This is a genomic window from Brenneria sp. hezel4-2-4 (genome assembly GCF_013155275.1).
In the GTDB taxonomy this organism is placed as follows: Bacteria; Pseudomonadota; Gammaproteobacteria; order Enterobacterales; family Enterobacteriaceae; genus Brenneria.
Genome location: NZ_JABJXS010000018.1, coordinates 1 through 23218, shown reverse-complemented (window position 1 = coordinate 23218; position 23218 = coordinate 1). Strand labels below are relative to the sequence as shown.

Below are 23218 nucleotides of genomic sequence, written 5' to 3'. Positions count from 1 at the left end.
GTCGCTTAAAAGACGAGCAATAATACTTTGATTAGAGGATTAGCACAACATAAACCTTTAGAAGCAGTCTTTCTTGCTACGTAGCTTCGAAAAAGCTTGCCAATTCTCTATGTTCTCAGGTTCTGATGATATTTTTCTTTTTAAATCAAAATCATAACATCTAAGAAAAAGATTGATTTTTCTCTCCATCCCCAGGGTTGTCGGCAGGCTAGATTGCGACTTTTCACGTATCTGCCTGATTTTATGAAGATAGCTGCTAATAGTTGGCTCTTCAGGCCAGATCGCATGAGCAAATTCCAGATTTGAAAGGGTGTATTCATGTGCGCAGCAAATTAGCGTGTCATCAGGTAGTTTTGATATTTTTTCAATTGAATCATACATTTGTTTTGGCGTTCCTTCGAAAATTCGACCGCATCCGCCGGAAAAAAGCGTGTCGCCGCAGAACAAATAAGGATGACTATAATAGGCGATATGTCCTGCCGTATGGCCCGGAACGGCCAGTACGGAAAAGTCCGAATTTAACAATGACAGCGTCTCACCCTCTTCAACAATGATCGTAGCCCCGCTTTTTTGGGTTTCCGGCGGACCAAAGACCGGCAGATTCGCATAACGTTCGACAAGCGCAGCAACGCCTCCGACATGGTCATGATGATGATGGGTCAGTAAAATCGCCTCCGGCGCAAGCTGATGCTTGGCGAGCGCGTCTAATACCGGCTGCGCTTCGCCGGGATCGACGATGACGCACTGTTTTTCTTTGTTACTCAATAACCAAATGTAGTTGTCCTGAAGCGCTGCAATACTGATAAGATTCATGGATTACCTCGTTTTGCTATCAGCCTGAGGAAAGAATAGAACATGAAGCCAGCACAAACATCTCAGACTGTTGCGGTTCCCGGCTCATGGGACGACATCTCCTGGGGACGATATTACCGCGAATCGCTTGAGCAGGCGCTGTTGCCCTGGTGGCCGAAGCTATTCGGTTTTCATCTGCTGAAAATCGGGCCATTGAGTGCGGCAACGACGATAAAAGATTGCCCCATTGCGCATCAGGTCAATGTTGCGACGGCTGGAGATAGTGTGCAGGTTATTGCCGATCCGCATCAACTGCCGTTTTCTGAAAAATCGGTTGATGCCTGCCTGCTGGTGCAAACGCTGTGCTACTCCGCCGATCCGCACCGTATCCTGCGGGAGGTGGATCGGGTGCTGATTGATGATGGTTGGCTGATATTGAGCAGTTTCAACCCGGTGAGCCTGCTGGGAATTGCAAAACTCATCCCGGGTTTAAACCAGCGACAGCCCTATTGCGGGCGGATGTTTACTCAAATGCGGATGATAGACTGGCTCAGTTTGTTGAATTATGAGGTGGTGCATCACGCCAGCCTTCAGGTAACGCCATGGCGCCAAAACAGGGGAAAACTGAATAAGCATTTTCCGGTATTCGGCTGCCTGTCATTGATCGTCGCACGTAAGAGAACCATCCCGCTGAGCTTTACGCCAATGCGTACCCGGTTGTGTAAAGTCCCCTTGCGCCGCACGGTTGGCGCGACCAAAGTTTATCGTAAATGAGCGCCGGTCATTCGGGCTTGTAGCCGACGTCATCAAGCGTTGGCGCGCTGGCGGCGCTACGGGCAAGTTCATCACAGCGTTCATTTTCAGGATGGCCGGCATGCCCTTTTACCCATTCCCAGCGCAGGGTATGGTGTTGGATAGCCTGATCCAGGCGCTGCCAAAGATCGACATTTTTCACCGGTTTTTTATCCGCTGTTTTCCAGCCGCGCTTTTTCCAGTTGTGGATCCAAAGGGTGATCCCCTGACGGACATACTGACTGTCGGTGCTTAATACCACTTCACAGGGAGAGGTTAATGTTTCAAGCGCCGCGATGGCCGCCATCAGCTCCATTCGATTATTGGTGGTTAACCGATAACCCGCGCTTAATGTTTTTTCATGCTGCTTATAGCGCAGCAAGGCGCCGTAACCACCGGGGCCCGGATTACCGAGGCAAGATCCGTCGGTGAAAATCTCTACCTGTTTAAGCATCTCTGGTAGACTCTTCCTTATGGTGAAAATGGCAAGTCTGACATAAACGAAAACGATGAGCACTGAAATTACGCGACAAATCGTCCTGGATACGGAAACCACCGGTATGAATAAGCTGGGGGTGCACTATGAAGGACATAAAATCATTGAAATTGGCGCTGTTGAGGTGGTTAACCGTCGTCTGACCGGGCGCCACTTCCATGTGTACGTCAAGCCCGATCGTCTGGTCGATCCGGAAGCCTATCACGTGCACGGCATCAGCGACGAGTTTCTGGCTGATAAGCCGACCTATGCGGAGATCGCTGACGATTTTCTCGAGTTTATTCGCGGCGCCGAACTGGTAATCCATAACGCGATGTTTGATATCGGCTTTATGGATTATGAATTCCGGATGTTAAACCGGGACATTCCCAAGACGGAAACTTTCTGTAAGATAACCGATAGCCTGTTGATGGCGCGTAAAATATTTCCGGGCAAACGGAATAATTTGGATGCGTTATGCGATCGCTATCAGATAGATAACAGTAAACGAACGCTGCACGGCGCATTGCTCGATGCCGAAATTCTGGCGGAAGTTTATCTGTCCATGACGGGCGGTCAGACATCATTGACGTTCTCTATGGAAGGCGAAACGCAGCGGCAGGAGAATGAAAGCGAAAGCATTCAGCGGATTACCCGCCCAATCTCGGCTCTGAAGGTGTTGTACGCCAGCGATGAAGAACTGCAACTGCATGAACAACGTCTGGATTTGATTGCGAAAAAAGGCGGCAGTTGCCTATGGCGCAATGAGTAGTCTTCGCTTGCTGGGGAAATAGACGTTCAGTTGAAATTATAAGCAAACAGAAGCGCTTAGTTATAAAACCATTGACGTAATAGCACTGCCATCTTAGTATTCAACCCGCGCTCAATGAGCGCGAGTGGAGCGGTAGTTCAGTTGGTTAGAATACCTGCCTGTCACGCAGGGGGTCGCGGGTTCGAGTCCCGTCCGTTCCGCCACTTATCTATTCCGGGATGTTCCTATACATCTCTGGATGAATGAAAACCGTATCGCTGTCAAAGGCATACGGTTTTTTTTCGTCTCTATGATACCCTCTGCATATCGGGGTATCCGGCGCGAAATGGCCCACAAAATGGCCTACGCATAGGAAAGAGAAATTTCGTAGGCCATTTTGGTTTTGTGGCTGAGAAAGGGTTGCGGATACAGGACATTACACCATTCCCGTCGTTTGGTTTTTTAACGACAACTAAGGAGTGAACGATGACCGCAACACACCGCCTGCTTTCTGCTGTCACAGTACAAAAAGCAAAACCCGCCGCTAAAGATTATGAACTGCCTGATGGTCATGGTCTGACACTTTCCATCAGGACTACGGGCAAGAAAATCTGGCGTTTTCGTTACCAGCGACCAAATTCCTCAACGCGTACCAATATCACGCTGGGCCATTATCCCTCCATGACGCTGGCGGCCGCGCGTACCCTTCATGATGAATATATCTCGCTTTTGATCAAAGGTATCGACCCCAAAAAACAGGAACAGGACGAGGCTGAGCAGGAAAAAAGAGCCAAAGACAGCCTGTTCGTTAATGTGGCAACGAGGTGGTTTGCCATTAAAAAAAACAGCGGTATTTCCGAGGTTCATGCCGGCGATATTTGGCGTTCACTGGAGCGTGACGTTTTTCCGGTAATTGGACAGATAGCTGTGGCTGACTTGAAAGCGCACACACTGATCGCCGCGCTTGAACCGGTACGGGTACGTGGTGCGCTGGAAACCCTGCGCCGTCTGACGCAGCGTATCAATGAAATCATGGTATTCGCGGTCAATTCCGGGCTTCTTGATGCCAACCCGGCATCCACGATTGGTAAGGTGTTTGAGAAGCCGAAGAAACAGCATATGGCAACCATTCGTCCCGAACGTTTGCCGGAACTAATGCAGCGCATTGAAACGACCAATCTGGGCCTGATGACGCGCTATCTGCTGAAATGGCAACTTTTGACATTGGTTCGTCCCGGCGAGGCGGCCGGGGCTATGTGGCGTGAAATCGACATGGAAAAAAAACTCTGGACCATTCCGCCAGAGCGTATGAAGAAGCGCCGTGAACATCAAGTACCGCTGTCACCGCAAGCGATGGTGCTACTAGAGCGGCTTAAACCGTTTAGCGGGCACTCGGCATTCGTTTTTCCCGGCAGAGGGAAGCGTAGCAAGCCGATGAACAGTGAAACGGTCAATAAGGCTTTACATCGCATGGGACTGGGGGGAGAACTGGTATCGCACGGTTTTCGGGCCTTGGGCAGTACGGCCATGAATGAAGCCGGATTTTCACCGGATGTGATTGAAGCTGTGTTGGCGCATGTCGATACCAATCAGACGCGGGCCGCTTATAACCGCTCCACATATCTCTCGCAGCGTGTTGAGGTTATGGAGTGGTGGGGGCGAAAAGTTAATGAATCGGCACGCGCAGTAATGCTGTAGCAGAATTTATCCAGTGAGGGCGATCCGCTGTGGAAAACGGATCGTGACCCTGTACACGATTCTGTGTAAATGCCTTTTCTCAGAAGTGACCGTCCAGGCGGTCACCGAACTCGATAATAAAACGGCTCATTGCCATACGCCAGTCCCTCAGCGGCATCGTCCATTTCTGTGACGCCGCCTGGATTGCCAGCCACACCACCTTTTTCACTGCGTCGTCCGTCGGGAACACCTTCCGTTTCTTGATGGCATGCCGGATCACGCTGTTCAGCGACTCGATGGCATTCGTTGTGTAGATTACCTTGCGGATGTCTGCCGGGTAAGCGAAGAACGTCGCCAGGTTGGCCCAGTTAGTCTGCCAGCTCCGACTTATCTGCGGGTAGCGGCTGTCCCATGCGCTGGCGAACGCTTCCAGTGCCTGCTGGCCTGCTTCTTCCGTGGGGGCCTGATAGATGGCTTTCAGGTCGCGGGTGACGGCTTTGTAGTCCTTCCAGGAGACGAACCGCAGGCTGTTGCGCACCATATGTACGATGCATAGCTGGATGCGGGCTTCCGGATACACCGTGTTGATGGCATCCGGGAAGCCTTTCAGGCCGTCGACACAGGCGATGAGGATATCGTTCAGGCCGCGGTTTTTGAGTTCTGTCAGCACATTGAGCCAGAACTTCGCGCCCTCGTTTTCAGCCAGCCACATACCCAACAGTTCTTTCTGGCCTTCTATGTTGATACCCAGCGCCAGGAACACGGATTTATTGATGACGCGACTGTCCTGCCGAACCTTCAGGACGATACAGTCAAGATAAACAATGGGATAGACTGCATCCAGTGGACGATTCTGCCATTCGATAACCTGTTCCATCACCGCATCAGTGACCTTCGATACCAGCGCAGGTGAGACGTCTGCGTCATACAGCTCTTTGAACGCAGTCGCTATTTCGCGGGTGGTCATCCCTTTGGCGTACAACGATAAAATCTGGTTATCCATCCCGGTGATCCGGGTCTGGTTTTTTTTCACCAGTTGCGGTTCGAAAGAGCCATCACGATCGCGGGGAGTACGCAGCTCCAGAGGGCCATCGACGGTGGTAACGGTCTTTGTGGAATAACCGTTGCGGGTATTGGAGCCGGATTTGGCCTGGTTTTTATCGTAGCCCAGATGGTGAGACATTTCGGCGTTGAGCGCTGCCTCAACGCTGATTTTCTTCAGCAGGCGATCGAACTGGCTGAGATCGTCAGGGGTTTTGAGATTTCTGGCCAGTTCATTAGCCAGAGCCTGCAATTGTTTTTCGTCCATAAATTAACCTTCATTTGATGCTGGATTGAACATATCAAAATCAGGCAATTACACAAATTTATGTACAGGCTCCGGATCGTCTTTTTCATTTTTGGAGCCTGTCCACGATTCTGTTTAATCGCCATCTCATTTAAAGGTGATCGCTCGCACGATCACCGAACTCGATAATAAAGCGGCTCATGGCCAACCGCCAGTCCCTCAGCGGCATTGTCCATTTCTTTGACGCCGTCTCTATCGCCAGCCATATCACCTTCTTTACCGAGTCGTCTGATGGGAACACCTTACGTTTTTTAATCGCATGCCGGATTACGCTATTCAGCGACTCAATAGCGTTGGTGGTGTAAATCGCCTTGCGGATATCAGACGGATAACCGTACAGCGTTGACAGGTCAGCGCCGCCGTTCCGAACTTGAAATATCTGACAGGACAGTATCCACAAAATATCCAGTAGTTAATGGCGGCTAATATCTCAGAGCAGCTATGAGCTAATATAGCTAATACATATGGGCCATTAATCCTGGCTATTACTTATTTTCTCTTTTAAAATTTTTATGTCATTACAATATTTTTTACCTCCCCATACTCTTTTTCTGCCCACAATAAGCATGACCATTGGTTCAGTTACTTTTAGCCCGGTCAGCCAAGATTTTATGTCTGTATACGATGGTTGCGGAAAATCTTCGGGATGTGTATGCCATTCGCCCAAATAAACAAGGAAGCCGTCTGATTGTTGAAATAATTCGTCAATTTTTTGCTGATGGTGAACACCTTTTCTATCTACCTGATTACGTGACCTGATATCACCAGAACCGGGCTCCGAAATGTTAGTGATGACAATGTGTTGCCCCCGGCGTTCTCCTATCAGGGTCCCTCCAGCCTCGGTACTAGCATAATGCATTTGACGATATGAATTGAGCCGTTGCACGACCTCACTCATGATAACGACATGATTGTTAAAATCATCGATGAATACCAATTCATTTATGTTCATTACATATAGGGCAGTTAGGCTGGCGTGGCAAAAATTGAGGTTTGAGCGAACGTCCACCCTCAAGCATATGTTCACTATAAGTCCACTTCAGCTCGGGTTCGAGAATACTCAACACCGCCAGTTGAGCTAAAGATGCAGTTATACTACTCACCGCCGCATCATAAGGTGTGTAAGTGCTACCACAGCTTTTGCTTTTTTCACTTGATATATCGAGATTGTAAAATCGTGAATCGATCTCGTTGCGGTATTTTGCGGGATTAGAAACCATACACACATAGCAGCTTCGACCGTCATCGATTAAAACTTTTGATGCTCGTCCGTTACCATCATTAAATGCGTGAATAACTATTGGTCTTTGCTCTGGGGGAATCTCTCTTACTATCGCAGCCATACGCTTGGATACCGGAGGACGGCCTGTTGCATCAATAATAATGTCGTATTTCTGCATTACATCAGTACTGATAGTGAATTGTTTTATAAATCCGACAACCTTCGTCTGTAAATGCACGGAGTCCTGGAGTCTTGTTGCAAGTGAAAGGGATTTGGGCCACCCAAAATCATGTGACGATAAGGGATGGCGACCAAAATTACTTGGTTTATATAAATCATCATCATAGAGGTGCAGGAAACCTTTACCGCATCCAGCCCCGTTCCGGAGTAATAATTCCGCAAGATACCCACCAATTGTTCCACAGCCGACCAGAGCTATACACTTTTCTGATAGATTTGCTGCCCCTTCTCGCCGGGAATTTCGGCTAAGTAATGTCGCAATATCCGCACGAATAACCTCCAGTCTTTGATACGCTGTACAAACGCTTTTGCCACCCAACATTGTAGCTAATTTGGCGGTTGAGTTTTTGGCTGATCTCTTATGTCTCCTGAAATCAATAGACTTTGTGTTGAACTCAACATAAATAGCAAAGATATCCTGGTTGAAAATATCAAAGAGAAAAATGTACCTTTTCTTGCCTTCCGCTTTGATGTGTTCAATGACTCTATCTCTGGCATTGCGATCCGCCTTTTCAAGCCAATCCAATAAGTCCCGAAATGAAGCCGGTGGCCATTTCATCCCGGCAAGGCGGCAGGGGTTTACAGAAATGTAGTGCGTATTGATAAGGTATTCTTTTAACGAGCTCAGGTGGAGATACCTTTGCTTAAGCCATTTTGTAATAACACTTTCCGAGTCCTCCGGTGACGATTCCTCAACCGTTATATACTCCAGTCTGGGGGTACCATCAGGCGTTAATGATTTCGACAAACGAGTTTTAAGTTTTGTCTCCCGGCTTGCGTTTGACAGAATAAACAGGCTCTCACTGGGTCGCCAGTATGTGGTAAATTCGCCTTCCAGTTCTCTCTTATCATTCTGCCCTTCTATAGCTGCTAATACCGAGTTAACTAGAGTTCTGTGTATCTGTGTATCAACTTCTCTATATGTTCCTTCTAGGTCGTTGGAATCCCAGTCCGCCTCCATTTGTTCTACATAACATAGGATCCCTTCAAGACTGACATGGGGCATAAGACGGTCTCTGAATTGCTCAGGGAGTTCAAAAATGCAAGCTATCGGTAGTTCAGTAAATGGGTCAGAGTGGATCACAAGAGCAATATTAAAGTTACCTGCGATAGTCTCGTATTCTTTCGTATAAAAGCCTTTCCGACGATCCTGGCTGTGCAGAATAGCCTTCTCAGGCAGATTGCGAGCACGTGTATAGCGATACCCGCAACCTGTCATCACTTTATGAAGTAGCCCTTCCTCCATCAGCCACTTACCATCGTTTTGTTGATTTTCACGGGTGCAGGCTCTTTAGATGGCAAATTGTGAAATGCCGGAGCCGCAGCAATTGATGTGATTAACGAAGCATTAGTTACTCGTTTCCCAAATGCTTCATTCATTTTATGTAGCGCATCTTCTCTGCTGCCTGAGCTCTCAGCATCAAGTAAAATACCCTGTAAGCTTCTCATAGTTTCAACGATGGTTCTCTGGTGTACATTATGATCGCATTCAGCCGGGAACAGTAACTTGTCATCAGTATCGTCGGGACTTTCCAGACCACTACAGAATTCATCAGGCAGTAGTCTGGCAACGAGTTTCATCGTCTCGGTGAGGTCGGAACCATTATGATCCTCTCTGTCGAGGATGTTTACCACGGCAGTCATCAGACTGATTGATGAAGGGCCTCCAACTTCCCATTGAGCATCTCTCCAGGCTTTCATAAAGCGGCAAATTGAACGAAGGTGCCCTCCGATGCGCTTGCAACTGTCGTTAAACCAGTCTTCAACAATTTTGGGGTCGCTTATCGACCACCTTTTTACCCCATCACGTAGTGCTAAATTGACTTTGTCGGACTCAACGACATATGCCTCGCGCAAATCCCTATTCATAGCTACAGACTCAAACATCGAATTTGCCTTTATGACGTGTGCAGAATCTGCTGCGGTTTGTTTGGTCTGAAATTGCTCTTTCGGGATCGCATACATAGGCACATCAATGTGTGTTTTCTCATGAGGAATTTTAATGCGGCCACATGTATTCTTTTCTTCAAATCTCCATCCATCGTTTTCAGCTTCTAACGATTTCAGTGAAGTATCTACGAGTAGAAGTAGCAGAGTGTGGCCAATGCTAGGTTCGGATTCAAATACGGTCATGGGCATATAGGTACCATCATCTATATCCATTTCCTGCCCCGGATGAAAAGGCCTGTTTAACGTATCGTACTGAAAGCTTCCCTGAGTCCAGAAACGAGGCTGAAATTTGATGAAATCATCTCGTGCTTCATCTTCCATTTCAAAAATGAGCCGTGCAAGATCAGCACGGTCTGAGGGCGAGAGGTAGCGAACATTCGTTTGCTCCAGTTTTAACCTGACGCTCTCAAGTGTCAATGTTTGCCTTCTGACGTCAGTAGCGACTTCCCGGGCTTCCTTAAATACATCTCTCGTTCTCTCACGGACTTTCTGGCGAAGCGCTTTCAGTTTATCGGATTCAGTCTTTCCCAGTTTGAGTTTACTGATTAAGCCATCCACATTGTGGCTGTAGTAATTGTTAAAATCCCAACGCATCAGAGTATCTCCTGCGCGATTGTGCGCCTAAAGGGTTTTGCAGGTGTAGTGAAAAAGTTCTTAAGCTTCTGATTCTGAGCGAACTGCACATTAGCGAGTTGTGTTCCCCTTGCGCTTAGATTTTCCAGGGAACTCTTCGTGGCATTATCCAGAGTGATATCACTGGCTGCTTCATTGGGGATAACTTCATCCAAGTAGATATAGTTATCGAACGCGTCATGGAGAGTAAGCTCACGCAGGAGCATATTTTTATGAAGATGCTGGTTAGCCGTCATGGTTGTAAGCACCAGTCGTTTACCCACTCCCCACAGGTGGCAGTATCCACTCCACCATTTTTTGCTCAGAAGCCTTGGACTAAGTGAGTATTCTTCACCGACAGTACCGATATTGAGTATGTGTATGTCTTTGTGGGCTACATTAAAGTCAGACTTCATATCCCTGAACACTTCCAGAAGTCCTATGTAACTAGGGTTGTTAGCAACCAAACCCCCATCAGCAAAATACGCGCGGAGATCTTTGCAATAGTGCGGGGCAAAGTACGTTGGTGCGGCGGAGGTTGCGAGCGCGGCATCAATCAATTTTAGCGGCCCGTCGCGGGTGAAATCAGGGTTATGTGGTGTCTTGAAAAACTGCGGCTTTCCTGTTGAAAGGTTTACTGCCGGAACCATCACTCGCCGGGTCAGGTCATTAAAGGTGGTTTCAGCTCCTATCATTTCTTCAACGGTTTCCCGGAGGGGCAAGCTACTGTAAATAGGAGCAACAAGTGACTTAACCAGGTTGGTCAGCCACCATCTGGTTGGAAAAATGTCATTCGCTTTAACGAAGAAGGCTCGTTCCAGATCGCGAGCACTCTTGCCTGTAGCAAGCCCGAGAGCCAATATACCGCCTATTGATGTTCCAGTAATGAGATCAAAATAGTCACCAATTTTGATGTCTTGGCTAGGGTGTTTACTGGCAAGTATCCTCTCAATCTCTGCAAGGACACTGATAGTAAACATCCCCCTAGCCCCACCACCATTCAGACTAAGTATCCGAACGTTGTAATTATTCACTGCACTTACGTCAGACATCGCTAACTCCCTCTCGGAAAGATAGCTTATAAATGTGTCTGTTTTTTTCCTTTTCAATGTACAAATAACCAGTGCTTTAAAAATAAGTCAATAACTCTAATTTTTAGCATGAAGGTAAATTATACTTCTGGATTAACATGGGTAAGTAAAATAAATTCGCAGTTTAATCTCCGCGTAAGGTATATCGTGGGGAACGCTCTGGGCGGGTCGTATGTATTCCTTTATGTCCCTTAACCATACCCGACTGTCTGATAATAGCGCTATATGGTTAAAGTCATCTACCGCTTTGAATGTCCGTAACAACCGACAAATAAGGATTATCCTCTGGCACAGCTTCATCAAATATATCTTCCGGCCTGTTTAGCAGATACCCCTTCACCCGACGCGTTTTACGCGGACCTTTCACTTCGCAAACGAAAATGTTGATGCCATCGTTGCCGCGCTGGTGGAGTTTCAGTTTCTGGAATGCTTTCTGCACCTGTTTCCATTCATCGCCGGTTGCGCCGGTAGTGGTTTTGACGTACAGCTTAAAGATTTCCGGTGAGACCAGAAACGCTTTGCCTTCGACCATATGGATCCTTGCCAGCGTGTCGTTTACCGCAATTTTATAGGTTCGTATGCCTTCCCTGAGCCAGTCGATAAAACCGGTATCCGTAACCTGAGCGGTTTCGGGTACGGCAACGGGACGTGGCGTCTCTGGTTGCCGACTGACGTTTTCCCTGCCGCCTGTCTCTGCTTCTACCTGTCCGGGCTGAACTTTCGGTAATTCATCAACTATATCTGTCGATGCGGGCAGGATGTGTTTATCGATTTCCTGTTCCGGTGGTGCAAACAGAGAAAAAGCCAACTCACTGAGTTCGTTTTCAGGTGCAGTAATGTCGGGAGCGGTTTGGCTGTCAGCTTTTCCTCTTTCAGTGGCTATGGTCGTCGCCGTACTACCTGGTATCACTTTTCCGGAAAACGGCGTGGGTCGATCTTCTGAGTTCGGCCAGATCCGTGATGGCGCTAGGCGCAACAATGTTAGTGGGCGGCCCGGCGTCCAGCCGCTGTCAGCGGTGACGGTGCATGACCAGACCGCCTTACCGTCCTGCGTGGGAACAATCAGCCCATGCGCCTGCATTTCATCAAATAGCCGGACATTGCTTTCAGGTACGCTGGTTACGCCCTGTTGCAACAACCACGCCCGCGCTCTGTCGGCGGTGGTTTTGCTGATCAGCCAAAGCGCGTCGTCCGTTAGCCAGCCATCGGAGCCTGAACTTGGGTTACTTAGCTTGAATTCCGCTCTCACCAGTTCCCGCAGGGCAGAGAGGAGTTGTTCCGGCAGCGAGGATGCCGGGCGGGTCAGCGTCTGGCTGGCATTGCCCCCCATAAACTGTGCCACTGATGCGCGATCCGCTTCCTGTACCAGTTCACCCAGTACACCCGCGTTGTCATAATGGCCGCTGATACAATACAGGAAGGATTCGTTGAGTTCCCGGTACTGCGCCAGCCAGTTGAGCGCCGAAACCGGCAGGATCTGTAGGGCCAGCAGGCTTCCGATCGCCGGGTGGAGCCGGTGATCGCGGTTTTTTTGGTATTTCAGGCGATAGGGTTGCGCCAGCGGCCCCATCCACGGCAACCAGCGCTGGTTATCGTCGGTCATGACTTCAATATCCGTTACTATTTTTCCGATATCATGCAGCAGAGCGGCATAAAGTATCCCCGCTGTCCAGGCTTCGGCTTCTCGGGCCTGCTCTTCCGGCGCCGCGCCAACGGGAAGGAGATGGCGCTGGCGCAGCTTTGCCGCAAATGCCATGACCTCCAGCGTGTGATCCAGCAACCCTCCCGGATGCGAGTGATGATGATATTCGGAGGCCGGGAACTGTTGTACCAGTTCGGAAAAACGTGCAATCGGGCGTTGATACAGTTCCTTGAATAATGCGACGGGTAACGATGTTCTCTGCCAGATGATTTTCATCAGTTGTCGGCGCAATGGGGTGACGAGCAGCGCTTCTGCTTTCTGCGGATATAGCCAGCCGGTAGTGATTTCCTGATAGACAGGGGCTGTTGCCGGTTCGGGTATTGACTTTTTGCTGGTGAGCCATTTCAGTTTTGCATGAATGCCGGTTTTCATGATGGTGACCTGTCATGATGTTATTTGTTCATCTGGCGGTAAAACTGGTAGCACTCCAGTAAAAATGCCGTGATGGTTTTTCCCTGCTCGGCGGCAAACGCCTTGATTTCCCGGTGCATCAGGGGATCGATGCGGATCTGAATGGGTTTTGTATTGTCGGTCTGGTGCTCGGTGCTCGTTACCTCCAGTGGACGGGGTGCAAGGGGCGTCAACTTGAGTACGGATTTTTTTGCCATATCGGAAGTCCTGAATGCCGAAAGAGCCTGAAATCATGAATGCCGATTTTTCTTCTTTCCTGTTTTCAGGCAGGAAGAAATTAAGGCTGGGGACGGGCTGCACGACCACAAATTTCGTGGATCACGTTTTTTGCGCGTCGGTTCAACGTTTTCCACGGCGTTTCTGTGATGGACAGTCCAGCATCCAGTGCAATGCTGTAACCCGGTTTAAACGTGAGGAACGTGTGCGCGCAGGCAAACTGCCAGGCGGTGATGGTCTGACAGGCGGAACGGCCTTCGGCCTGGCTGGGCGCTTTGCTGACCACATAAAACAACCGGTTGTGGGGAATGCCTCTGTGCACCAGTTCATGGCCCAACAGCAGTGAGGGTTCCAGGTCATCCAGCGAGGTGCCGGTGGCGATCACGACGAGGTTTGACTGACGGGCGATATCGAGAGAGGAGATATCGACAAATGGACGGGTATCGATGATAAGGCACTGATAACTGTTTGCGACTTTTAGCGCCACGTCGTGACGGCGATAAACGCCGGTTTCCACTGCGGGAGAAATACCGGCGTTGTCGCGGCGCTCCGCCCATTTGGCGGACGTTTGCTGCTGGCTGTCCAGATCGGCGAGATGTACTTTTTTGCCTGAGTGAATGAGTTCAACGGCAGTGGCGCGGGCGAGCGTTGAACGGCTGACGCCACCTTTCTGGCTGATAAAGCTGATGATCATAAGATCTCCTGAATTCATGAAATACTGAAAAGCCAAAAGAATGAATGCAAGAGAAACTCTGACGGAAAATCACTAATTGGTCGGTAATTAATTAAAAACAGATCCAGCATGTTTTATTAAAGACTGAATGCATGAAAACAGGATTTCCTGTTCAGGGAAATAGCCTTTTGCCTCTGGCCCTTTCGGTAAAGCCTGTTACCCTTAAAAACCTTTATCCCTTGCCGTTGGCCCTTTCCCTTTTTAGTTCGTCAAAGATAATAACAAAATCCATTTTTCATGAATGCATAATTAAAAAGCACCCTCCATTGAAGGGTGCTTTCAGATTATATTTCACCATGTTGGGAAAAGGCATAATACGCATCGCCGGGCGTGATAATAATATGGTCCAGAATGTTAATGTCGAAGAGGGAAAGGCACTGCACCATATTACGGGTGAGCACCCTGTCCGCCTGGCTGGGAAGTGCATTACCCGAAGGGTGATTATGCGCCAGAATCAGGCTTCTGGAATTATGAATGAGCGCCTTGCGGGCAATAATTCGCGGATGAACTTCCACAGACGCCAGACTGCCGCTGAAGACTTTCTCTGCGGCAATTAACCTGTTCTGAGAGTTAAGAAACAGCACCATAAAATGTTCCCGGTCATGGTCGCACAGTTGTAAACGCAGATAATCAACCGCCATCTGGTTGTCGGTAAAAACCGGCGTATTCTCAGATGCACCGATAAATTGTTTTTCGATTGCCTGGATAGCTCGGGCAATCAGCATTTTGTCCGTAGGCGAAAAAAGGCCATATTGGATTAATTCAGACATATTGGTTCTCCGATATCAGAATAATGTGAAGGGCATGCACCAGCGCGTAAGGCGTCGCTCGTTTTCAGGTGTATGAGCATTCGGGGGCGTGAACGGCGTTCACCGGGTGCTGCGACAGCAGCGACTTGCCGGGGGAATGGTGGATTACGGAGTGGCGTGGATATACGGAAAACTGGATATCTGAAATGATGTTTTTTAACGGGTTACTGTGATGGAGAAGGGGGCTCGGGTATTAGGACTCACTCGCGCCATCTGCAAAATGGCCTGGTCGCCGCTATTCATACTTCCCGGCAGATGGTTCTTCTCTGGTTTTATGTAAGCAAAAAGCCTGTTTTTTCGTTATAGGTGACGAAAAACAGGCTATGATTTTATTGAAATGAATGATGACCGGAAACGGCAATCTGGCGTTGACTACCCGTTAGTTGCATTCGCTTCAGCCAGTTCTTCTTTGATTTGCTTCTGGCAAGTGTTGTGTAGACATTCAATCCGTTCCTGCAAAATGAACAGCAGGATCTCACGAACACCCTCTCGTTCAATTCTCACAGCGGCATAAACCAGCGCCCGGCACTGATCGATCAGTTCGTCCAGTTCCAGTGGCGTATCATCGTACATAGTCCGCCTCCTGAGCCAACAGGCGAGCAGTAGCCTTTCGCAGAATGGGAAGAAGTTGTAAAAGGTACTGATATTTAAGACGAGCTTGGGTAGACTGGGCATCAGCCATAGCGTTACTCCTATAACGTTGTGGTCAGAGGCCCGGTTAGTGTTGGCGCACTGCCGGGCTTCGCTATTCACCATAAAGTATCTTGGTGTATATACACCATAGCGCTAGGTGCATATACACGTCAATATTTTTAAAAACTCTTTTCCTCTGTATAGTGTTCCTTCACCGACAAAGGAAAAACGGTATGCCTACAGGTTTTAAAAACAATCGTTCTACAACAAAGGGGGTTCGTTTCCCTCATGAACTTATCGACGAAATCAATACCAGCGTAGAGCAGGAAAAAACGGATAATCCTAACGCCAATTTCTCCGCCTGGGTACTGGATGCCTGCCACAGAAAACTGGATGCGATACGACGCAAGAACCAGCAAAAATGAACAAATATTGTGCGTTTTTTGTGCGAAGTGGTAAACTTTCATCATGCTGGCGGACACGGATAAGGGAATGAAATCATGAAAAACAGCCTCAAAAACTGGCTGCAAAGCGCACCGGATAACGAATGGACCAATGAAGATAAATGCCGGGAAGCCATGCAGCAAATGCAGCAGAGCCATGATCAATCGCCCGCGTCGGAGTCGCAGGATCAGGCTGTACCTGTCGGCGAATTGATTCTGGACTTTCTGGCGTTTGTGCCTGACACATTTGACGATGGAAAAAATCTGAATGGCTACCACGGTGATGGCCCCGAAGGGCCTGGTTATTATTGTAATGGTGTAAAATTGCCGGAATAGTTACTTTCGTATAGCGTTTTTTAGTACGCTCATGCTGGAACCACCGGCTTGCTGGCTATTATGTGTTCCCTGGCGTATTGCACCCTCTATGGCTCCTCCAAGCGCAATGCCCGCCCATCCCAGCGCCCCCATCCAGAAAGCCGGCAGTACCAGAAACATGGCACCCATCACGATATTGACGATGATGTCGTCGCTGCTGTTCTGGAATCCGTAATTCAGCGTATTCAGCGAAACGCTGCTATGGGTACTGCTGTCGTACATCGCAATCAGCAGCCAGCTATCGAGCCAGCGGGCGAGCTCCCACCAGAAGGTGACGAAGAACAGGGCGAACTGTACCGCCGTCAGTGTGATCACTGTTTTCAGCGCATAGGCGGAGAACAGAATGACCATGGGAAGGCAGATCACCAGCGCCATCTGTAGAATGGCCTGTACCATCGGTAGCGCCTGGCGCATGCTGTCGAATGCCGGAAACATCGCCAGACTGGACACGGCGGTACCCGTCAGACTGCTTAGTCTCGTTAGTGCTTGTGTGGTCGAGATCATTCCGGCATTGCCGCCATATCCGCCATAAACGGAGCCGCTTTGTGATGCCTGCATGTTTCGCTGACTGACCAGAGAACGCAGCACTGACGCTTCGTAAACGCTTTTCGGTTGCCCCAGCGCGTTGAGCTGCTGCCAGACGGTAGGCTGAATCAGCGCCAGCAGGCGATCTTTCAGGCCGATGCTACCGTCCTGCCACCACTGCTTGCAGGTGGGATAGCCGCCGGTGCCTGCATCAAATAATCCGGCGTCCCGGGTGCTGTCATACGGCCATTGGCTTCGCGGCGAACGTGCGTGATCGGTATCGTAGTAGCCGGACGTCGTCAGGAAGTGAGAAGAGCCGAGCCAGGCCACGTCATCGCTGATATCCAGCGCCAGACCGGCTTCTTGTCTTTTCAGGCGGGCTCGGGAAGGCGCATAACACTCCTCCACAAAATCCTGGAGCTCCTGCGCCAGCGTCGGGTCGCTGATGCGGCTATGCTGTACCTCGAAGCGGATCTGCCGCAGGTCGGGAGAGCAGGGGAGTGTGGAGACCGCGGCGTTAGTGACGCCCTTGGATACGGCATGAATAAAATACCACCATACCGGAACCGCCGCGGTTTGGCCGCCCAGTTCGTTGGTCAGCGAGGCGTAACCCGAATCAGAGGGTTGCACGACGGTGCGGCCACACTGCGAGATACGAGAGGCATCATAGCGGAGAGTGGACAGATGGACATCCAGCAGAGGGACGCAGGCAAACATGATGACCACCAGCGCGGTGTAGACCGTGTGCTCCATCCAGGCTAACGCCAGTCCTCCCTGATTTCCCTCGTCAGCCCCCTGACTGCGGGCTTTTAGCCAGATTTCAATGAGCTTCGCCAGCAGCGGGAAGGCGAACAGGCCGGTCGCGGTGATGACCGACCAGATGCCGTTATTGGCGAGCCACCCCAGCAGCGTGAGGAAGTATTCCAGATAGGTATTGGCCGTCATGCGTCATCTCCCCGGAGGTATACCAGATTGCTGTATTCTGCGGCAGCGACCAGCAGAAAAAACAGGAAGGCGGTACGCAGCGACAAGCGCTGGCAGGCGGGATAACGTTGTAGAAGTGTTCTGCGCAGCGACAGCCAGGAGGCGGCCAGACAGAGGTACAACGCCAGACGCCAGCAAAGCAGGCCGAAGCGTGCCTGATACAGCCAATGGCGCCAGTCAGATCCACTGCCGGTTAGCTGTATTCCCAGCCAGGTCGTCAGCGCGGCAACCAGTATCAGCGCCACAACATACAGCAGTATTTTACCGGTTCGGGAGAATGTCATCAGTGGCTCTCCTGTTCCGGGGTATTCAGTTTGTTGATGCGATTATCCATGTCATCATGCGTATCAATAGTCCGGCCCTGCGTCAGATTGCGATAGGACTGACGTTCCAGAATGACGCTGCTGGCGTTATCCGCCAGCGCACGGCGCATCTCCATTTCGAGGCGTAACTGGTTCAGTTCCTGCTCGAGTTGCAGGGCGGTTTGTCCCAGTTGTGACTGCGCTTCTTTTTCACTGGCGATATTGGGCTCGCGCATCCCGGCCAGCAGGGTGCGGCGGGCCATCAGCGCCTGTTCCATTACCCTGGCGAGCGCCATTTCTCCCGATAATCGCTGTACCAGCACCACGGCGTCGGGATCGTCTTTCAATGCCTCTATCACGCCGCGTGTGAGCAACAGCTTGCCGCCGCTGGCTTTGGACAGATTCTCGTGCGTGGGCCGAAGCGAACCGTTAACCAGTTCGGCCAGCACCTGCGCGATTTTCTCCTGCTCTTCTTCTATCAGCGGCGAAAGCCCCACGCCCGCCTGCGCGCCGGTTTTATTCTCGCTGTTGCCGGCGGCATCATTATCGGGAGCGACATTAATCGTCTGTTCACCGACAACGCGCGTTGTCCATGCGGCGACCTCTTCCGGTTTTTCCCAGACCTGACAAAGCTCGCCTTTGCACCAGGAGCCTGAGACACTGCTGGTATCCGTTACGTCACGCTGATTCAGGAGGTTGTAGCCCGCTTTGACGGTATCGCCGATAAGTTTGATGGGGCGTTGCCCAGCGCCGCCTCGTTTTTGCCCGCCCACCCAGGTTTTTCCTTTTTTAGCCGCTTCCCGACTGGCCTGCTGCTCCGCGCGTACCGCATCGGTTTCACTGGCGGCGACGGTCTGGTAATTTTCGGCCTTTGCACTTTGCGTCCATATCGAGCCGGAAGCAAAATCGGTCATTTTCTCCGCCATCCTGCGGCAACTGAGCATGGATTTATCAAAGTCGAGCCGCCCCTGTAGGATGCCGTTGGTAAGCAAATCATAAAGCTGAGGGTTCGCTCGCTGGATGATCATCGCAGGCAGACTGGCCACGGCCCCTGTGGCATTCTGGATAACCTGCCCCATCAGATCCTGAAACCCGCTTGTGACGCCGTTAAGCTGGTTTTTGACCGTAGTGCTGATATCAAAATTTCCGCACATCAGATCGGCATTCCAGCCCAGTTGCATATTCAGTAGCTGCGTGTTGCGGCGCGTCAGGGCGGGAGTGATCACTGACCCGCCGCCGATCTGGTAATAAAGGCTGTCCGCAATAGCGCCACGTTGTTCCAGACTATAGCTGTCGTCAGCTGCCAGCACGATGTCACCGAGGAAGCAGGACAATAGGGGGATCAGAGCGAACTTCAGTTTCATTGGATTCTCCTCCGGTACTGCCGAGAAATATCTGACCGCGACGTTTGCAGCAGGAATAAGGACGCCAGAGCGTCCAGGAGTAGTTGCCATCAATGGCAAGCCTGTCGGCGTAGGTGTCGTTGATGCTGCGGTCGGGAAAGGTGATGCACTGGTTGCTTGTTTGGGGAACGAGCATCTGCCAGCCGTGATTGTTGGAGCGGTTTTCCTGCACCGGGGACGGCGGCCAGTAACCGGGACGGGATGAGGCGGTCAGCGGCAGATAGACGTGCAACTGGCCGGTACGGGTGACGATATCCGCTGCGCGTTGCGCCATGACCGCCGCGGCTTTGTGATCGTGGGTTTGTCCCAACGCGCCGGCGCGGGGGTAGACGTTGCCCCATAAATCGCCGGTCTGTCCCACTTCACGCAGACCGGGAGTTAACGCTTCGGGATAAAGCATTTCCGGCACGGCGCCGCGCCAGGCCAGCGTATCGAGGGTACTGAGAAAGTAGGGCTGGAAGGGAACGACATCGCTGCTGCAACTGTAACCGAATGCGCCCAGAAAACGATTGAATACCTCGCCGCCGGGGTGGCCGATGGCGTCGGCGTTTTTGAAACGAATTTTGGTTTTGATGTTTTCCGGACGCGGGTTGGTGTCGCCGCCGCCTTCGGCACCAGTGACCGCAGTCCCCATAAAGGCCATCTCCCGCCACGGGTTATCGCCGGGTGTGGTGTACGTCGACACCACCAGCTCAGGCAGATTGTGTTTAACCTTGATAGAGACTTTTACGCTACAGCCCCAGGGCGTGCATAATAGCCAATAGCAAAGTCCCACTACCCGATATCGCAGGCAGTCCGGCGACAGTGAGGAAGCTACAATCTGCGGCGTGGTGATGGCGGCGGCGGGCAGCGTCACGGCCAGCAGGGCGTATGAGAGGGAACGGCGCAATTTCATGGTTGCCGCTCCCGCCAGGCTTCCAGCTTTTGCCGCGCAAGCCCGATATCCGTCGTGCCGTAGACAACGTATTTATCTTCAAACACCACTGCCGGAACTTTGGAGATGCCCAGAGACCATGCATCCATCAATGCCTGATAGGCGCGAGTTAACCGTGCCTCCTTCTCCTGCCAGTCTGGCTGTTGCATCCGCAGCAGCGCCTGCCGTTCAGCCTGTTCCGGGCTGGTGTACAGATTGGGGAACAGCGTCTGCTCCCGATTTTGTACATCTTCCAGTATTTGCACTACTGTGTCGGGTTGGGGGCTGATCACCGGCCACTTTCCCGTAGTGTAAATGATGGCCTGTGCGGCGGTAGATTGTGTAGCAAGCGTGATCAATAGCGTTAAAAAACAACGGAATGGCATTTTTGTTCCCCAGTCTGATGAATTAGATAGGAAAATTTAATCGGATTCAGATTGTGGGGCAGTAAACAACTAAATATAGAAATGAGAGAGATTTTTAGAGATATAACGTATCAATGATTTGTGTGGTGGATTATTTTACTGAATTGTAAGTAATTGTTGGGTTATATTTTAAGATAAAAAGTCCCTATCGGAGATATTAGCCTCGATATTTCTTCGAACAGGCTGCGCTGTTCTCCCTAAAAGGCTTCACTTTTTCGACCGAAGAGCCACTGACGGGCGTTTTTTAGTGCCTCTTCCAACTGCTGAATGTAGTCTGCCTGTTCCTGGTTTCGCTGCGTCTTTTGCTCAAGGCCTGCTAGTAATTTTAACGCCAGAGAGCGCAGTTCATCGGGGGGGGGGAAGCCAGCAATGTATCTATATCCATGCGGCGATTTTATCAAAATAGTGTATTCTGATTGTCAATCATTTAACTCTGCCATATAAAAGGATGGTAAACCTTTATATTTTTATAGGTGGGATTTATGAACGAAGGACAACCGCTGACGGTCATACAAACACTGGTCGATAATGTAAAAAAAGCAGGCGTTGACGCCGCTTTTGGCGTTTCAGGCGGATTTATCGTCCCTTTGTGGGAAGCACTATCGGACTCATCCATCAAGGTTATCCATTGCAGGCATGAAAGCGGAGCCGCTTTTTCCGCCTCTGAGTACAGTTTATATAACAATATTCCCTCTGTCGTATTTTCCACGGCCGGACCAGGTATTACCAATGCTTTGACAGGATTGCGCGCGGCGAAGTTGGATGGCGCTAAAGTGATATTCATTTCTGCAACCACCATTGAGGAGCACAATGGTCAATGGGGATTGCAGCAAACAACCCGCCAAGATATCAACGACCTTGCAGGCGATGGCATCAGTGGTTTCTTTGACAGCATTGTCTTTGTCGACAGACAAGAAAAATTAGTGGAAGCAATAGCCGCCATCAATAATGTTGCGACATCTTATGGTCATGTTCTGGGCATTTTCATTCCGACGAATATTCAAAAAGAAATTTTAAAAGAAAATAATAAAATAAATAGCAAGCGAATCCTTCACACTTTAATTTCTTACAAAAAGGACAATGGCGCTGAGAATCAACAGCAAAAAATAGCGGATGCGCTTACAACAGGTGGAGCCATTATATGGAATGGATTCGGTTGCCTTCATTCCGCAGAAATATTAACCCGTCTTGCTGTTGTAACGAATACGCCAGTAATGTCGACCCCAAGAGGGAAGGGCATATTCCCCGAAAATCACGCGCTTTACATTGGCACCACCGGGTTAGGATCCAATGGCGAAAAACTTAGGGAAAAGCTAAGCGACTCATCATTGAAGACAGTTATTATATTGGGTTCGAAACTAGGGGAGCTCAGTTCCTCATATATTCAAAATCAGATGACCCATGCTAATATATATTATATTGGACTGAGAAATGAGGATGTTAATAAGAACCTTCCCGCCAGCGCCGTGATTATTGAGGCGGAAATTTCTCATTTCCTGCATGGGGTATACGATAAAGTAAAAAAAAATGCCGATTATTATCATCCCCAGATGTTCTGCAGAGGACAGGAACCTGAGCAATGCGCTCCGATATCGGTTAAGGTTGGAGTCGTTCATCCACAGCAGGTAATGGCGATTATTCAAAAGGTAGCGATTGAAGAATATGACTGCTTGATCGCTGCGGAAGCAGGAAATACGTTTGTATGGGCAAACCGATATTTACATTTTCAAAAACCGAACCGCTATCGAATTTGTACCGCGCTGGGTGCCATGGGCCACTATGCTTGCGGGATCGTTGGCCTGAGTGCGTCAGGAAAGACGACCCTCGGTATTATCGGTGATGGTTCCATGCTGATGAATAATGAAATCAGTACGGCTGTCCGTTATCAATTACCGGCTATTTGGCTGATAATGAACGACGGTGAATACAACATGTGTCGACAAGGATTGAGCTTGTTAGGCAACCCGCCGCTGGACTGTGTTATTCCTCAAGTTGATTTTTCGTTGTTCGCCACCGCATTGGGCGCAGATGGCGTCAGGGTTGCACAGGCGGACGAGTTGGAAACCGCGCTGCGTGCGGCGATCATGAAAGGTGTTCCCGCTGTGATTGATGTGTTGATCGATAAAGACGCGCAACCGCCGTTACTTGATCGGATCAATACAATTAAATCACTCTAAATAGCTTCGCATAATAGCGCTACACTTGCAGGACATAACATCCCGCCAGTACGGGCCTCGCACGATTAGAGGTGGAGCATCAATTGACCTCTCCCATATCCTGACCCAGGATCAATTAGAGGATCTGTCTTTTTTGGTGACTTCGGATAAATTCTGCCGGAGTCAGATCATTTAATGAAGAATGTGTCCTGTCATGGTTATATTCTTCCCGCCAGCG

Annotated in this window: 24 protein-coding genes, 1 tRNA gene and 1 pseudogene; 7 read left to right on the top strand and 19 right to left on the bottom strand. The window is 50.0% G+C overall.

Annotation, left to right across the window (positions count from 1 at the left end; all coding sequences use genetic code 11):
• Nucleotides 1-57: 57 nt before the first annotated feature.
• Nucleotides 58-813, bottom strand: a complete 756-nt coding sequence (gloB, locus tag HOY33_RS19720) for a hydroxyacylglutathione hydrolase (RefSeq protein ID WP_172291757.1) — start codon at nt 811-813, stop codon at nt 58-60.
• Nucleotides 814-855: 42 nt separating this feature from the next.
• Between gloB and HOY33_RS19715 the strand changes: the two genes are divergently transcribed.
• On the top strand, nt 856-1566 hold the full coding sequence (locus tag HOY33_RS19715; RefSeq protein ID WP_172291756.1) for a class I SAM-dependent methyltransferase: 711 nt from the start codon (nt 856-858) through the stop codon (nt 1564-1566).
• A 7-nt stretch (nt 1567-1573) separates the two neighbouring features.
• Here the strand turns inward: HOY33_RS19715 and rnhA are convergent, their stop codons facing one another.
• Nucleotides 1574-2140 carry a ribonuclease HI gene (rnhA, locus tag HOY33_RS19710; protein WP_172291755.1) on the bottom strand — a complete coding sequence of 189 codons (567 nt, stop codon included), beginning with the start codon at nt 2138-2140 and terminating at the stop codon, nt 1574-1576.
• Between rnhA and dnaQ the strand changes: the two genes are divergently transcribed.
• The 3 genes from dnaQ to HOY33_RS19695 all read left to right on the top strand — a co-directional run bounded on the left by dnaQ (nt 2094) and on the right by HOY33_RS19695 (nt 4508).
• Nucleotides 2094-2831 carry a DNA polymerase III subunit epsilon gene (gene dnaQ / locus HOY33_RS19705; RefSeq protein ID WP_172291754.1) on the top strand — a complete coding sequence of 246 codons (738 nt, stop codon included), beginning with the start codon at nt 2094-2096 and terminating at the stop codon, nt 2829-2831. The two genes, rnhA and dnaQ, sit on opposite strands and share 47 nt — an antisense overlap.
• 126 nt (nt 2832-2957) lie before the next feature.
• Nucleotides 2958-3034: transfer RNA gene (locus HOY33_RS19700), tRNA-Asp, on the top strand.
• 262 nt (nt 3035-3296) lie between these two features.
• Entirely contained in the window at nt 3297-4508 is a 1212-nt protein-coding gene (locus HOY33_RS19695) for an integrase domain-containing protein (RefSeq protein ID WP_172291753.1), read from the top strand.
• 79 nt (nt 4509-4587) lie between these two features.
• On the opposite strand, the gene HOY33_RS19690 is transcribed toward HOY33_RS19695, so the two are convergent.
• From HOY33_RS19690 to HOY33_RS19640, 11 genes and pseudogenes are all read right to left on the bottom strand, one after another.
• Nucleotides 4588-5796 carry an IS256 family transposase gene (locus HOY33_RS19690; protein WP_172291752.1) on the bottom strand — a complete coding sequence of 403 codons (1209 nt, stop codon included), beginning with the start codon at nt 5794-5796 and terminating at the stop codon, nt 4588-4590.
• 130 nt (nt 5797-5926) lie between these two features.
• Nucleotides 5927-6184 (bottom strand): annotated as a pseudogene (locus HOY33_RS19685) (transposase); the annotation flags it as partial.
• A gap of 123 nt (nt 6185-6307) precedes the next feature.
• Entirely contained in the window at nt 6308-6787 is a 480-nt protein-coding gene (locus HOY33_RS19680; RefSeq protein ID WP_085690033.1) for a Mov34/MPN/PAD-1 family protein, read from the bottom strand.
• Entirely contained in the window at nt 6774-8543 is a 1770-nt protein-coding gene (locus HOY33_RS19675; RefSeq protein WP_085690035.1) for an E2/UBC family protein, read from the bottom strand. Before HOY33_RS19675 ends, HOY33_RS19680 begins: the two co-directional genes overlap by 14 nt.
• Nucleotides 8543-9841: a cyclic GMP-AMP synthase DncV-like nucleotidyltransferase gene (locus tag HOY33_RS19670; RefSeq protein WP_085690037.1), complete on the bottom strand. Its 1299-nt coding sequence runs from the start codon at nt 9839-9841 to the stop codon at nt 8543-8545. Before HOY33_RS19670 ends, HOY33_RS19675 begins: the two co-directional genes overlap by 1 nt.
• Nucleotides 9841-10911 carry a CBASS cGAMP-activated phospholipase gene (locus tag HOY33_RS19665; RefSeq protein WP_085690038.1) on the bottom strand — a complete coding sequence of 357 codons (1071 nt, stop codon included), beginning with the start codon at nt 10909-10911 and terminating at the stop codon, nt 9841-9843. The genes HOY33_RS19670 and HOY33_RS19665 overlap by 1 nt, the downstream gene beginning before the upstream one ends.
• A 274-nt stretch (nt 10912-11185) precedes the next feature.
• Entirely contained in the window at nt 11186-13024 is a 1839-nt protein-coding gene (mobH, locus tag HOY33_RS19660; RefSeq protein ID WP_172291751.1) for a MobH family relaxase, read from the bottom strand.
• Nucleotides 13025-13044: 20 nt separating this feature from the next.
• On the bottom strand, nt 13045-13260 hold the full coding sequence (locus tag HOY33_RS19655; RefSeq protein WP_121590240.1) for a hypothetical protein: 216 nt from the start codon (nt 13258-13260) through the stop codon (nt 13045-13047).
• Nucleotides 13261-13340: 80 nt separating this feature from the next.
• A complete protein-coding gene (locus HOY33_RS19650; RefSeq protein WP_199379562.1) occupies nt 13341-13973 on the bottom strand; it encodes a ParA family protein in 633 nt (210 codons plus the stop codon).
• Between the two features lie 323 nt (nt 13974-14296).
• Nucleotides 14297-14782: a RadC family protein gene (locus HOY33_RS19645; protein WP_150437836.1), complete on the bottom strand. Its 486-nt coding sequence runs from the start codon at nt 14780-14782 to the stop codon at nt 14297-14299.
• Between the two features lie 411 nt (nt 14783-15193).
• A complete protein-coding gene (locus tag HOY33_RS19640; protein WP_150437837.1) occupies nt 15194-15394 on the bottom strand; it encodes a hypothetical protein in 201 nt (66 codons plus the stop codon).
• 293 nt (nt 15395-15687) lie between these two features.
• Here HOY33_RS19640 and HOY33_RS19635 point away from each other — a divergent pair, with 293 nt between their 5' ends.
• A complete protein-coding gene (locus HOY33_RS19635) occupies nt 15688-15879 on the top strand; it encodes a YlcI/YnfO family protein (RefSeq protein WP_150437838.1) in 192 nt (63 codons plus the stop codon).
• 75 nt (nt 15880-15954) lie between these two features.
• The gene (locus tag HOY33_RS19630) at nt 15955-16233 is read left to right on the top strand and encodes a hypothetical protein (protein WP_150437839.1); all 279 of its coding nucleotides are present in this window, start codon (nt 15955-15957) and stop codon (nt 16231-16233) included.
• On the opposite strand, the gene HOY33_RS19625 is transcribed toward HOY33_RS19630, so the two are convergent.
• Genes HOY33_RS19625 through HOY33_RS19605 form a run of 5 tightly spaced genes read right to left on the bottom strand, consistent with a single transcriptional unit; the run spans nt 16234 to nt 20785 of the window.
• Nucleotides 16234-17742 (bottom strand): conjugal transfer protein TraG N-terminal domain-containing protein, encoded by a 1509-nt coding sequence (locus tag HOY33_RS19625; RefSeq protein WP_172291750.1) that lies wholly within the window; start codon nt 17740-17742, stop codon nt 16234-16236.
• Nucleotides 17739-18065 carry a hypothetical protein gene (locus HOY33_RS19620; protein ID WP_112092790.1) on the bottom strand — a complete coding sequence of 109 codons (327 nt, stop codon included), beginning with the start codon at nt 18063-18065 and terminating at the stop codon, nt 17739-17741. Before HOY33_RS19620 ends, HOY33_RS19625 begins: the two co-directional genes overlap by 4 nt.
• On the bottom strand, nt 18065-19447 hold the full coding sequence (locus HOY33_RS19615) for an integrating conjugative element protein (RefSeq protein ID WP_150437842.1): 1383 nt from the start codon (nt 19445-19447) through the stop codon (nt 18065-18067). Before HOY33_RS19615 ends, HOY33_RS19620 begins: the two co-directional genes overlap by 1 nt.
• Nucleotides 19398-20381, bottom strand: a complete 984-nt coding sequence (locus HOY33_RS19610; protein ID WP_150437843.1) for a TIGR03756 family integrating conjugative element protein — start codon at nt 20379-20381, stop codon at nt 19398-19400. Before HOY33_RS19610 ends, HOY33_RS19615 begins: the two co-directional genes overlap by 50 nt.
• A complete protein-coding gene (locus HOY33_RS19605) occupies nt 20378-20785 on the bottom strand; it encodes a TIGR03757 family integrating conjugative element protein (RefSeq protein ID WP_112092787.1) in 408 nt (135 codons plus the stop codon). The genes HOY33_RS19610 and HOY33_RS19605 overlap by 4 nt, the downstream gene beginning before the upstream one ends.
• Before the next feature lie 521 nt (nt 20786-21306).
• Here HOY33_RS19605 and HOY33_RS19600 point away from each other — a divergent pair.
• Nucleotides 21307-23001 carry a thiamine pyrophosphate-binding protein gene (locus HOY33_RS19600; protein WP_172291749.1) on the top strand — a complete coding sequence of 565 codons (1695 nt, stop codon included), beginning with the start codon at nt 21307-21309 and terminating at the stop codon, nt 22999-23001.
• A gap of 115 nt (nt 23002-23116) precedes the next feature.
• Here HOY33_RS19600 and HOY33_RS20725 read toward each other — a convergent pair.
• Nucleotides 23117-23218: integrase core domain-containing protein (locus HOY33_RS20725; protein ID WP_233356425.1), on the bottom strand; the 102-nt coding region annotated here is incomplete at its 5' end.

Excerpts from the sequence above, each read along its gene's own strand:
- HOY33_RS19690 (WP_172291752.1), bottom strand. The coding sequence starts at position 5,796 with ATGGACGAAAAACAATTGCAGGCTCTGGCTAATGAACTGGCCAGAAAT.
- HOY33_RS19615 (WP_150437842.1), bottom strand. The coding sequence starts at position 19,447 with ATGAAACTGAAGTTCGCTCTGATCCCCCTATTGTCCTGCTTCCTCGGT.
- HOY33_RS19625 (WP_172291750.1), bottom strand. The coding sequence starts at position 17,742 with ATGACGGCCAATACCTATCTGGAATACTTCCTCACGCTGCTGGGGTGG.
- HOY33_RS19635 (WP_150437838.1), top strand. The coding sequence starts at position 15,688 with ATGCCTACAGGTTTTAAAAACAATCGTTCTACAACAAAGGGGGTTCGT.
- dnaQ (WP_172291754.1), top strand. The coding sequence starts at position 2,094 with ATGAGCACTGAAATTACGCGACAAATCGTCCTGGATACGGAAACCACC.
- HOY33_RS19665 (WP_085690038.1), bottom strand. The coding sequence starts at position 10,911 with ATGTCTGACGTAAGTGCAGTGAATAATTACAACGTTCGGATACTTAGT.
- HOY33_RS19680 (WP_085690033.1), bottom strand. The coding sequence starts at position 6,787 with ATGAACATAAATGAATTGGTATTCATCGATGATTTTAACAATCATGTC.
- HOY33_RS19640 (WP_150437837.1), bottom strand. The coding sequence starts at position 15,394 with ATGTACGATGATACGCCACTGGAACTGGACGAACTGATCGATCAGTGC.
- HOY33_RS19600 (WP_172291749.1), top strand. The coding sequence starts at position 21,307 with ATGAACGAAGGACAACCGCTGACGGTCATACAAACACTGGTCGATAAT.
- HOY33_RS19675 (WP_085690035.1), bottom strand. The coding sequence starts at position 8,543 with ATGGAGGAAGGGCTACTTCATAAAGTGATGACAGGTTGCGGGTATCGC.
- mobH (WP_172291751.1), bottom strand. The coding sequence starts at position 13,024 with ATGAAAACCGGCATTCATGCAAAACTGAAATGGCTCACCAGCAAAAAG.
- HOY33_RS19715 (WP_172291756.1), top strand. The coding sequence starts at position 856 with ATGAAGCCAGCACAAACATCTCAGACTGTTGCGGTTCCCGGCTCATGG.
- HOY33_RS19620 (WP_112092790.1), bottom strand. The coding sequence starts at position 18,065 with ATGACATTCTCCCGAACCGGTAAAATACTGCTGTATGTTGTGGCGCTG.
- HOY33_RS19610 (WP_150437843.1), bottom strand. The coding sequence starts at position 20,381 with ATGAAATTGCGCCGTTCCCTCTCATACGCCCTGCTGGCCGTGACGCTG.
- HOY33_RS19670 (WP_085690037.1), bottom strand. The coding sequence starts at position 9,841 with ATGCGTTGGGATTTTAACAATTACTACAGCCACAATGTGGATGGCTTA.
- HOY33_RS19650 (WP_199379562.1), bottom strand. The coding sequence starts at position 13,973 with ATGATCATCAGCTTTATCAGCCAGAAAGGTGGCGTCAGCCGTTCAACG.
- HOY33_RS19645 (WP_150437836.1), bottom strand. The coding sequence starts at position 14,782 with ATGTCTGAATTAATCCAATATGGCCTTTTTTCGCCTACGGACAAAATG.
- HOY33_RS19695 (WP_172291753.1), top strand. The coding sequence starts at position 3,297 with ATGACCGCAACACACCGCCTGCTTTCTGCTGTCACAGTACAAAAAGCA.
- HOY33_RS19655 (WP_121590240.1), bottom strand. The coding sequence starts at position 13,260 with ATGGCAAAAAAATCCGTACTCAAGTTGACGCCCCTTGCACCCCGTCCA.
- HOY33_RS19630 (WP_150437839.1), top strand. The coding sequence starts at position 15,955 with ATGAAAAACAGCCTCAAAAACTGGCTGCAAAGCGCACCGGATAACGAA.
- gloB (WP_172291757.1), bottom strand. The coding sequence starts at position 813 with ATGAATCTTATCAGTATTGCAGCGCTTCAGGACAACTACATTTGGTTA.
- HOY33_RS19605 (WP_112092787.1), bottom strand. The coding sequence starts at position 20,785 with ATGCCATTCCGTTGTTTTTTAACGCTATTGATCACGCTTGCTACACAA.